Origin of the sequence: Phyllobacterium phragmitis (assembly GCF_002980495.1) — a bacterium.
In the GTDB taxonomy this organism is placed as follows: domain Bacteria; phylum Pseudomonadota; class Alphaproteobacteria; order Rhizobiales; family Rhizobiaceae; genus Paramesorhizobium; species Paramesorhizobium phragmitis.
Map to the genome: position 1 here is coordinate 144,645 of NZ_PVBR01000013.1, position 10,871 is coordinate 155,515.

Genomic DNA, 10,871 nt, shown 5'->3' on the forward strand with positions numbered 1-10,871 from the left:
GGCTCCCCGAGGGTTGGATCGAATGTCTGCATGCGTGAATCTTGAGAACCTGACGCTGGGCTACGACAGCCACCCGGCGGTGCATCATCTGAACGGTGTGGTGCGCAAGGGATCTCTGACGGCGGTGGTCGGGGCCAACGGGTCGGGCAAGTCGACACTGCTGAAGGGCATCGTCGGCGTCCTGAAGCCGATGGCCGGGGCCTGCACAATCGCGCCAGGCGTGAAACTCGCCTATCTCCCCCAGCAATCGGAACTGGATCGTTCCTTTCCGGCACGCGTCGTCGATCTGATCTCGCTCGGCCTATGGCCACGGCGTGGCTTGCTTGGTCGCCATCGCTCGGAAGACCGTGAAGCGGTCTCGCAAGCACTATCGGCAGTCGGGATGGAAGGTTTCGAGAAGCGCCCTATCGACACACTTTCGGGCGGGCAGTTGCAGCGTGCCTTGTTCGCGCGCGTGCTGGTGCAGGACGCCGATCTCATCCTGCTCGACGAACCGTTTAACGCCATTGACGCAAGGACGGTCACCGATCTGATCGACCTCATCAAGCACTGGTATGGCGAGAAGCGGACGATCATGGTCGTGGTGCACGACCTCGACCTGGTCCGCCAACATTTCCCGGAGGCGTTGCTTCTCGCCCGACAGCCGGTGGCATGGGGTGAAGCCCGCAAGACGCTTGCACCAGACAATCTCCTGCGTGCGCGGCAGTTCCACGAAGCATGGGACGAGAATGCGCCATGGTGTGTACCCGAAGAGGCCCGCAACCATGATGATCCGGCTCATGTGAACAGCCATGACCATGTGGATCACGCAGATCGCAGGGGCGTGGCCTGATGCTTGCACTCTTTGACTACGTGATAGCGCCATTTGTCGAGTTCGCCTTCATGCAGCGGGCGCTGGCCGGCGCTCTGATGCTGTCGGTCAGCGCCTGCCCGGTTGGGGCGTTCCTGATGCTGAGGCGGATGAGCCTGACAGGGGACGCCATGGCGCACGCGATCCTGCCGGGCGCCGCCGCCGGTTTCCTGCTCTATGGCCTGCAGATCGTGCCGATGACCATCGGCGGGCTGATCGCCGGCATCGTGGTGGCGCTCGGCGCCGGCGCGGTGGCGCGGCTGACGATCCAGAAGGAAGACGCGTCCATGGCCGCCTTCTACCTGATCTCGCTGTCGCTCGGCGTGCTGATGGTGTCGCTGCGCGGCTCAAGCGTCGATCTGATGCATGTCTTGTTCGGAACCGTGCTCGCGCTCAACAACGACGCGCTGACGCTGATCGGCCTGGTCGCGGCGCTCACGCTCGGCACACTCGGCATCTTCTGGCGTGCGCTCGTCGCCGAATGCCTTGATCCTCTCTTCCTGCGCTCGGTGTCGCGGCTCGGCTCGCCTGTGCATTTCATCTTTCTTGGACTGGTGGTCGTCAACCTGGTGGCCGGCTTCCAGGCTCTTGGAACCCTGCTTTCGGTCGGGCTGATGATCCTGCCAGCCGCCGCAGCCCGCTTCTGGAGCCAGAGGGTCGAGATCATGTGCCTGCTGGCGATCGCGCTCGGGATGCTGTCGTCAGTCTGCGGCCTGCTCCTTTCATACCATGCCTCACTGCCTTCCGGCCCGGCGATCATCCTTTCGGCGGGCGTGGCCTATTTCGTGTCGGTGATCGCAAGCCCCCGGGGCATTTTGCTGGCACGACGGCCACGCGCCGCGCACCGCACCGCCTGAAACCTCAAACGATCGGAATGACGATGACAAAACTGAACAGACTTGCCGCCAGCCTGATTGCTATAGCATTTGCTGGGTTTGTGCTGCCGGCGCAGGCCGAAACAGACAAGCTCTCCGTGGTCGCAAGCTTTTCGATCATCGGCGATTTCGCGAAACAGGTCGGCGGAGACAGGATCGAACTCAGGACGCTCGTCGGACCCGACAGTGACGCCCATGTCTACGAACCGAAGCCCGCCGATGCCATCGCGCTTGCTCGGGCTGATGTCGTGCTGGTCAACGGTCTGCTGTTCGAGGGTTTCCTGCAGCGCCTTGTCGAGGCGAGTGGGACCTCCGCCACGATTGCCATCCTGACCGACGGCGCCGATATTCTGCATGACCCGAACGGTGGCCACTATCACTATGTCAACGGTGAAGCGATCTTTCACGCGGCGCCGAACGATCCTCACGCCTGGCAGTCGGTCGCCAATGCAAAGGTCTACGTCCAGAATATTGCGCGCGCCTTTTGCGAGGCCGATAAAGTGGGCTGCCCGACCTATGAGGCCAATGCCGCAACCTATATCGGAGAGCTAACCGACCTTGACATCGAGGTGAAGCAAGCGATCGATGCCATCCCCGCCGAGCGGCGCGTCGCCGTCGTCGCCCACAATGCCTTCCGCTACTTCGAGCGTGACTACGGCGTGACCTTCCTCTCGCCTCAGGGTGTGTCAACGGAATCCGAGGCATCGGCGGCGGACGTGGCATCTCTCATCCGCGAAATCCGGGAGAAGCGCGCGTCCGCAGTCTTCGCGGAGAACATCGCCGATGCGCGCCTCGTGGAGCAGATCGCCTCGGAAGCCGGCCTGACGCTGGGTGGCACACTCTACTCTGACGCGCTGTCGCCGGTGGACGGTCCTTCACCCACCTATGTCGACCTGATGCGCCACAACGTCAACACGCTCGGCAAGGCAATCAACGGCGGCTGAGGTTTCCCAAAATGCAGGGCCGACCGTGGCTCCCGAATGTAACGTAATATCATATCTAAAGGAGAGAAGAATGAGACGATTGACCCTCGGGGTTTCCGCGCTGGCTCTTGCGGCCACGCTTGGAGGAACGTCCGCATTTGCAGACGAGGATGACGTCACCGCATGGCGGCTGTTCGTGTCCGATCATGCCGAGCCGGTGGTGAAGGTGATCGACGCGCTGGACGGCGACCTGCTCGACACCTTCAAGATCGAAGGACTGGCTACGCTTCACCGTTCCTCGAGCGGCGAGACCGTGTTCGCCGTGCAGGGGGCTGCGGGTGAGGTTCATGCGATCAAGAGCGGCATCGCATTCCATGACCATGGCGATCATGGCGACATCGACGTTGATGACGCGGAACTGCTGCATGTCCACATCGACGGCAAGAAGCCGGCGCATTTCGTCGAGCTTCAGGGCAATATCGCCCAGTGGTTCGACGGCGAGGACGAGGTTCGGGTCTTCTCGGAGAAATCGATTCTCGGTGAGAAGATCGATGTCCGCAAGGCGAATGTCGTTGCTCCCCATCACGGTGTCGCAGTTCCCTATCAGAACCATGCCGTTGTCACGATTCCGAACCCCGAAGACGCCTCCAAGCGGCCGATCGGGGCGCGCGTGGTTGATTTTAACGGCAACAAGGTCGGCGAGGACGTGGCATGTCCCGGTCTGCACGGCTCGGCAGGTTCGGGCAGCATCTATGCGCTCGCCTGCGACACCGGCCTGCTTCTGATCAAGCAGGATGGCGGTGTGCCGACCATCGAGCACTTGCCCTACGCGTCGTCCCTTCCCGAAGGTAGCTCCTCTACCCTGATCGGCGGCAAGGGGCTACAATATTTCATCGGCAACTACGGCGCCGACCGCATCGTCGTGGTTGATCCCTCTGAAGGCGAGAATGGCTTCCAGCTGGTCCAACTTCCGACGCGGCGCGTTCACTTCGCGGTCGATCCGATCCGGGCAAAGTTTGCCTATGTAATTACCGAGGACGGCCAGCTCCACAAGGTCGATGTGCTCGCGGGCAAGATCGCGCAGTCGCTCAAGGTGACCGATCCCTATTCGATGGACGGCCACTGGAGCGATCCGCGTCCGCGCGTTGCAGTCGCCGGCGACAACGTCGTCGTGACGGATCCACTCAACGGCAAGCTGCACCTGATCAATGCGGAAAGCTTCAAGGAGAGCGGTGAGATCGCCATTGAAGGCAAGCCGTTCAACATCGTCGCCGTCGGCGGCACTGGGAAGGCCCACGAACATGAGGGCGGGCAAGGTCACGACCATGCTCATGCTCACAATCACGGTGATGACCAGATCTACAAGGGCTACTTCGAGGACGCCCAGGTCAAGGATCGTGCCCTGTCAGATTGGGCGGGGGACTGGCAGTCCGTTTATCCCTTCCTTCAGGATGGCACGCTCGATCCTGTGATGGCGCACAAGGCGGAAGACGGCAAGCAGAGCGCCGACGAGTACAAAGCCTATTACGCGGTCGGATACAAAACTGATGTCGAGCGTATCACGATCGACGGCGACATCGCGACCTTCTTCAAGGACGGAAAGCCACTGAAGGCCCGTTATGCCAGCGACGGCCATGAGATCCTGACCTACGAAAAGGGCAACCGGGGCGTTCGCTTCATCTTCAAGAAAGTAGAAGGTGATGCGGACGCGCCAGAGTACTTCCAGTTCAGCGATCACAAGATCGCACCGGGAAAAGCTGATCATTATCACCTCTACTGGGGCAACGATCGTGCGGCTTTGCTCAAGGAAGTGACGAACTGGCCGACTTACTATCCCTCGTCCCTGAGCGCGAAGGAGATCGTCGAAGAGATGATAGCGCACTGACCGCAGCGCTTCTCTTCGCACGTGCCCGGCCTTCAAGGCCGGGCGCACCTCTCGTCCCTTAACACTGCCAGAGGCCGCCATGCTCGACACAGCCAAATCCTCAAATCGCCTTCCTGTCACGGTCCTCTCGGGTTTTCTCGGCGCCGGCAAGACCACGCTTCTCAATCATGTGCTCAACAATCGTGAAGGTCGGCGTGTCGCCGTCATCGTCAATGACATGAGCGAGGTGAACATAGACGCCGCGCTCGTGCGTGACGGCGGTGCGAACCTGTCACGCACCGAAGAACAACTGGTCGAAATGACCAATGGCTGCATCTGCTGCACCCTGCGCGACGATCTCTTGAAAGAAGTCCGGCAGCTGTCGCAGGAGGGCCGTTTCGACTATCTGCTGATCGAGGGCACGGGCATTGCCGAACCCCTGCCGGTCGCCACCACCTTCGATTTCCGTGACGAAAACGGGGAGAGTCTGTCGGATGTGGCGCGCCTTGACACGATGGTCACCGTGGTCGATGCGGCCAATCTGCTGAAAGACTATTCCTCGCAGGATTTCTTGCGCGACCGAGGTGAGGTCGCAGGTGACGCCGACGACCGGGCTCTGGTCGACCTGCTGGTCGAGCAGATCGAGTTCGCCGACGTGATCGTGCTGAACAAGGTATCGGATACGCCGCCCGCCGATCTCGACCTCGCTCGCAAGATCATTCGATCGCTCAATCCCGATGCAGAACTGGTCGAGACGGATTTCGGCAAAGTGTCGCTCGACAAATTGCTCGATACCGGTCGCTTCGATTTCGAGAAAGCCGAGCGGCATCCGCTCTGGTTCAAGGAACTGAACGGTTTCAGGGATCATATCCCCGAAACGGAAGAATATGGCATCCGCTCCTTCGTCTATCGCGAGCGTCGGCCGTTCGATCCCATCAAGCTGAAGGACTTCATCAATCGCTCCTGGCCGGGCGTCGTGCGCGCGAAAGGCTTCTTCTGGCTTGCGACACGCCCGCATTATGTTGGCGAGATCAGCCAGGCCGGCGCTCTGATCCGCACTGGCAAGCGCGGTTTGTGGTGGGCTTCCGTGCCCAAGCACCAATGGCCCGATCATCCCGAGTGGCGAGCGGCGATGAAACCCTATCTCGATCCGGTGTGGGGTGATCGGAGGCAGGAGATCGTCTTCATCGGCTGCGATCCGATGGACGAGACGAGACTGCGCGCCGAACTCGATGAATGTCTCGTCAAGGAAAAGGACTTTACGCCTGGCCGCTGGCGGGATCTGCCCGATCCATTCCCAAGTTGGGAAAGGCCCGTAGCTTAATGAGACCCGCCTGGGCCGGATCCACCCTATCCTCCAAGCAGCCGATGACAAGCTTCTGCACGCCGGTTGCCATTTGAGCACGGCGCGGTTCTCTGTGTTTGACCACGCTCCGCCGCGCGCCGCCAATTGGCCGGTCACCGATTTTTGTCAAGGGCGAGTAAAATGGCTTCCATACAAATAAACTTCAACCGACGCCGGAGCAGCCACGCGATCTTATGCCAAACGACGATAAAGCGACTGATTGCACGACACCATCACCATTTCAGTAGGATGCGCTCGCGGGCGTGATCTCGACGGTCGCTGTCATGCCTGCCGCCAGTTCGACGCCCGATGGGACATGATCGATATGGATGCGGACCGGGATACGCTGGGCAAGACGCACCCAGGAAAATGTCGCTGCCACATTTGGCAGGCCGAGATGACCGGGCGCGTCGTTGCTGTTCTCGATACCGCGACCGATGCTTTCGACGTGACCCGACACGGGCTGATCAAAGCCCATCAGGATGATCTGCGCCGGGCTGCCGATGCTGATTTGCTGGATCTTCGTCTCTTCGAAATAGCCGGTGATCCAGAAGCTGGCCGCGTCGAGAACCGCGACCCTCGTCACGCCGGCCGTCGCATAGTCTCCGGGCCGGAGCCTCAGATTGGTGACATAGCCATCAACAGGCGAGCGTATAGCCGAGCGGGCAAGATCGAGTTTGGCGAGATCGAGAGTCGCCACCGCTGCCTGATAGGCGGCACCGGCCACCGCTGCTGCTCCACCCGATTGCTGGACGGCTTCCTGGGATACGACCTCCCGGAGCTGGCTGTGACGCCGCGCCGTCGCTTGACGAACGAGCATATCCTGACGCTTGGCTTCGACGTCGGCCTCTGCCAACGCCACTGCGAGCCGGAGCCGCTCGGGGTCGATCACATAGAGAATGTCGCCCCGACGCACATACTGATTATCGACCACCGGCACGGCGCTGACAGTGCCGGAGACTTCCGGTGCGATCTGCACGACATCCACGCTCACCCGCCCGTCGCGGGTCCAGGGCGTCCGCTCGTAGCGGCTCCACGCCTCCAGTGCGATAAAAGCGGAAACGGCGGCGAGGCAAAGGGTCAGAGCGTAGCGGCTGAGCAGGGATAAAACAGGCTTCAAGGCAAGAGTCCGATCGATGGCAGGTGCTGCACCAGCAGACCGTAAATGATGACGAAGGTGGCGAGCTCGACGAGCGGCCGATAAGCGAACAGGCGGGTGACGCCGGTAGCGGCGAGGAAGCGGATCACCACCATGGTCGCCACGAGCGCGATCAACGCGAACACCAGCAGACCAGGGATGAGGACGCCCCCGATACTGAGATCAAGGATCATGAGCTACACTCCCCTTTCGCCGTGTCTCCGGGACCGAGCGCGAACCGAAGGTCGATGAGCAGATCGACCATCCGCGAGCAGCCCTTGATCGAGCTGCCGGCGATCATCGCCGTCAACGTTTGGATGCGCTGATCAAGGTCGCTGTGATCGACAGGCCCCGTCAGGCCTCCGGCGCCAAAGCGGGCGGCGATCAGGGAAAGAAGTTCGCTCAGCTTGTCGCCAACCTCGCCCTTGACCTGCGGGATCGTCCTGCGGAGCTGACCAACAGCGTGACCGATGCGAAGATGGTGCAGCGTATCGTCCAGGACGTCAGAATAGCGGTTCCTTGACACCCGCAGCCTTGGCAGCAACAGCGCAGTCCGATCGACCATGAGGCTCGTCCAGTGCGCTTCATTGGGCGCTCCACCAAGCGCTCGTCGGCTGACGTCCCGACGACTTAAGCGAAGCAGCCGGTTGATCGCCACATCGACCGGTACGGTCTGGAGCAGGCCCATGCTCACCACCCCGAACCCGACTGCCGCAAAGAGCGCGATGACGGTATTCAAGGATGCGGCGAAGTCGCCGGCGTAGGTGGTGCCCAACCCTGTCAGGATCGGAATGGTGAGGGTGATGCCGAGCGCCATGAACGTCGTCGGGAGACGCGCTTGCAGGGAACCGGCCCACAGGAACGCCGGCGCGAGCGCCGCCACAAGGACGCCGAAGTCCGTGACCTGCGGCAGGATGACGAAGCTATAGACAAGGCTGATCACCACCCCATAGATCGAGCCGACAATATATTTGATGACGTTAGGCGCCGGCGCGTCGACATTGCCAAACAGGGTGCAGCATACGCCGAAGATGGAAACCGCCATTCCACCCTCCGGCCAGCCCGACCAGATCCAGAAGGCGCAGCCGATGAGGATGCCGACGATGGCGCCCAGCGTAGCGCGGCCCGCCATCCAGGGATCGCGGTGATAGACATAGCCCGTCGCCCGCTGCGGCCCATGAAGCGATGCCGCGACATGGGATCGCCTGGCGGTCGCGATGTTCCTTTCAAGCCTGTCGCAGTCCTGAAGCAAGCCGATCATTTCTGCCAGATGGCCGGCGAGATTGGCGGCGAGTCTGTCGCCGGACGTCGCGGCATCAACGCCGGGACGTTTCTGGATCGATCGCGCGCGGGCGATCAGATGGACTGCGGCGCCCTCCCGTTCGTCCGTCTCGACGGTTGCGATCCAGGTCTCGACTTCACCGAGCAATGCGATCAGTTCATCGGGCGCGTTGTCGTCCCCGGCGCCGAGGGAGTGTATCCGGTCCTCGATCTCCGTCGCCAGCGGAAGCAGTCGGGCGAGCCGGTCATGGACCAGTTGCAGCTTCTTGGCGTCCGGCGTTACGGAGGCCGCGTCATACGGCAGGTGGACGCCGAGCCCCTGCAGGGCAAGGAGATCTCCTGCGAGCTGGTTGCGGTCGCGACGGTTCTCTCCCGGTGTTCCGTTCAGTGCGTCACCTGCCAGCCGACGGGCGTCCCGCAGCGTTGCCGACAGCTTGCCGATGAACTGGCCGGTCATGCGCTTCGGCAGGACGTAGCGATGCACCAGGACGGCGCAAAGAATCCCGATCGAAATCTCCTGAACCCGCACCGATGCCGTCTCGAACACCGCACCTGGATCAAGCACGCTGGGAAAACCGATTAGGCTCGCGGTGTAGCCGGCCAGGACGAAAGCATAGGCTCTTGGCGTGCGATCGAGCAGCGAGAAAAACAGGCACAGACCGATCCAGCAGGCAAGGACCACGCTGCATACAATCGGGTCGTTCACGAAATTCGGAACGATCGCCACCGTCGCGACGGCGCCAATGAGCGTCCCGGCGAAGCGATAGACACCACGACTGAGCGATGCGCCGGCCGAGGTCTGCGAGACGATATAGACGGTGACGATGGCCCAGAACGGTTTGGGAAGCCCGATCTGCAGCGAAATGTAATAGGCCAGCATCGCCGCCGCGAAGCTCTTCGCCGAAAAGAGGATCGCATCCGCGTCCGCCTTCATGGCGGGCGTACGAAGGAGGTTCGGGCCTGACCGCAATAGTGCGGCGCTGGCCTTGTTCAACAGGGTGTTTGCGGGGTGCGCGGTGTTCATGCCGCCAGTTGTGACCGATTTGCAAAAGCAAATAAATTCGGTATTCTGACAAAACCTCCCTAAATTATGCCATACTTATGCACATGCAGCGCCTCGCCGTTTCTGTTTTCGACCCCGACCTCACGTCTCTGCCGGCCGTTGCCCATCGGCTCGACTTCGTGGAGCATGAGGCCGAAGTGCCTTTGCACGTGCATCGGAAGGGTCAGTTGATCCTCGCCTTGCACGGCGCTGTCACCTGCACCGCCGACAACGAGATCTGGATCGTGCCGCCCAATTGTGGGGTCTGGATTCCGGGCGGTGTGCCGCATAGCGCCCGTGCAACAGCGAATGCGCGGCTCAACTATCTGTTCGTGGAGCCAGGAGCCGCAAATCTGCCCGAGGACTGCTGCACGCTTTCGGTCTCTCCGATGATCCGGGAGATGGTGGATCGGCTGGCTCGCGAGCGAGCGGACTATCTTGCCGATAGCCATGCCGCCCGGCTTGCGAGGGTGGTCCTGGACGAACTCGCCGAGATGCCGCGAGAACGGTTCAATCTGCCGATCTCCTGCAATCCGAAGATCCGCGCAATAGCTGACGCCCTGACGAGCGAACCTTCAGACCGCAGCACTCTGTGCGACTGGGCGACGCGCGTGGCCATGAGCGAAAGGACGCTTGCGCGCTTGTTGATCCGGGAGACGGGTCTGACGTTCGGACGCTGGCGGCAACAACTCCACCTTATCGTCGCTCTTCGGGAACTGGCCAGCGGTGCGACGGTGCAGAACGTAGCGGCCGAACTGGGCTACGACTCGGTCAACGCCTTCATCACGATGTTCAAGAAGGCGCTCGGAAGCACGCCCGCCCAGTATTTCGCGCAACGCAGGGCAACGCTGCTCACAGTCCCGAAACGCGCGCTTAAAGAGTGACGGCTTTTTGTATTCTCGACCGATCTCCCAGATGGGAAGTCTGCGTCCGCAACCAGTTCGTAATCAGATCGGCAAGGTCTGCTACGGCATATTCTCTGCTGATTTGCAGGTCAGCGGCACGTTGCTTCTCATCGACGCCAAGGATGAGCGCGCTGCAGCTTCGTACAAATCCTATGGCGCGCTCGAAATCCCGAAGACGCCATTGTCTTTGGTCCTCCCCTACTCCGTCTTTCTGACGGCGATGGAACAGGCGGGCAAGCCGATCCTTTAGGCCAAACCGGCTTCCATCCCTACACAGCCATGTGCCCATCAGGGGAATCGCTTGAAAAATCATTTGTGTGCTGCGGTTATTGCGGTTTCGAGATAATCGTCGTCCCATCCGAGCGTTTTCCGTCTGACCTTGAGGCTGGCCTTGTCGTTGATGGAGCGAATGAGGTTGAGGCTGATATGGCGGACGGTGGCCATGTTGGCGGGTCCGTTCTGGGTTCTCAGGCGCATGAGATCGTCATGGAAGACGACATCCATGACCCAGTGAAGGCGGTTCTCCACATGCCAGTGCGCGCGCACGGCGTGGGCGAACTGTTGTGCGGTGAGGGTCGCGGAAGACAGATAGTAGCGCCGTTCGAGGCAGGTTTTTGCGCCCCGTATGGTTTGGCTCTCGACCATTGC

Annotated in this window: 11 protein-coding genes; 7 read left to right on the top strand and 4 right to left on the bottom strand. The window is 61.3% G+C overall.

The window, feature by feature from the left end; all coding sequences use genetic code 11:
• The first annotated feature begins 22 nt into the window (after positions 1-22).
• From aztA to zigA, 5 genes are all read left to right on the top strand, one after another.
• Entirely contained in the window at positions 23-832 is an 810-nt protein-coding gene (aztA, locus tag C5748_RS17750) for a zinc ABC transporter ATP-binding protein AztA (RefSeq protein WP_105743259.1), read from the top strand.
• The gene (aztB, locus tag C5748_RS17755) at positions 832-1,707 is read left to right on the top strand and encodes a zinc ABC transporter permease AztB (protein WP_105743260.1); all 876 of its coding nucleotides are present in this window, start codon (positions 832-834) and stop codon (positions 1,705-1,707) included. Before aztA ends, aztB begins: the two co-directional genes overlap by 1 nt.
• 23 nt (positions 1,708-1,730) lie before the next feature.
• Positions 1,731-2,669 (top strand): zinc ABC transporter substrate-binding protein AztC, encoded by a 939-nt coding sequence (gene aztC, locus C5748_RS17760; protein ID WP_105743288.1) that lies wholly within the window; start codon positions 1,731-1,733, stop codon positions 2,667-2,669.
• Positions 2,670-2,739: 70 nt separating this feature from the next.
• A complete protein-coding gene (gene aztD, locus C5748_RS17765; protein ID WP_105743261.1) occupies positions 2,740-4,533 on the top strand; it encodes a zinc metallochaperone AztD in 1,794 nt (597 codons plus the stop codon).
• A 79-nt stretch (positions 4,534-4,612) separates the two neighbouring features.
• The gene (gene zigA / locus C5748_RS17770; protein WP_105743262.1) at positions 4,613-5,836 is read left to right on the top strand and encodes a zinc metallochaperone GTPase ZigA; all 1,224 of its coding nucleotides are present in this window, start codon (positions 4,613-4,615) and stop codon (positions 5,834-5,836) included.
• Between the two features lie 262 nt (positions 5,837-6,098).
• On the opposite strand, the gene C5748_RS17775 is transcribed toward zigA, so the two are convergent.
• Genes C5748_RS17775 through C5748_RS17785 form a run of 3 tightly spaced genes read right to left on the bottom strand, consistent with a single transcriptional unit; the run spans position 6,099 to position 9,300 of the window.
• Positions 6,099-6,977: an efflux RND transporter periplasmic adaptor subunit gene (locus C5748_RS17775; RefSeq protein ID WP_105743263.1), complete on the bottom strand. Its 879-nt coding sequence runs from the start codon at positions 6,975-6,977 to the stop codon at positions 6,099-6,101.
• Positions 6,974-7,189 (bottom strand): DUF1656 domain-containing protein, encoded by a 216-nt coding sequence (locus C5748_RS17780; protein ID WP_105743264.1) that lies wholly within the window; start codon positions 7,187-7,189, stop codon positions 6,974-6,976. The genes C5748_RS17775 and C5748_RS17780 overlap by 4 nt, the downstream gene beginning before the upstream one ends.
• Complete coding sequence (locus tag C5748_RS17785; protein WP_105743265.1) at positions 7,186-9,300, bottom strand: FUSC family protein; 2,115 nt, start codon at positions 9,298-9,300, stop codon at positions 7,186-7,188. The genes C5748_RS17780 and C5748_RS17785 overlap by 4 nt, the downstream gene beginning before the upstream one ends.
• Positions 9,301-9,377: 77 nt before the next feature.
• On the opposite strand from C5748_RS17785, the gene C5748_RS17790 reads away from it, so the two are divergent.
• Together C5748_RS17790 and C5748_RS17795 are read left to right on the top strand one after the other, a co-directional pair.
• Positions 9,378-10,202, top strand: coding sequence for an AraC family transcriptional regulator (locus C5748_RS17790; protein ID WP_105743266.1), 825 nt, complete (start codon positions 9,378-9,380; stop codon positions 10,200-10,202).
• Positions 10,203-10,233: 31 nt separating this feature from the next.
• Positions 10,234-10,473, top strand: coding sequence for a hypothetical protein (locus C5748_RS17795; protein ID WP_105743267.1), 240 nt, complete (start codon positions 10,234-10,236; stop codon positions 10,471-10,473).
• Between the two features lie 59 nt (positions 10,474-10,532).
• Here the strand turns inward: C5748_RS17795 and C5748_RS17800 are convergent.
• The coding region (locus tag C5748_RS17800; RefSeq protein ID WP_146119557.1) for an ISAs1 family transposase at positions 10,533-10,871 on the bottom strand (339 nt) is incomplete at its 5' end.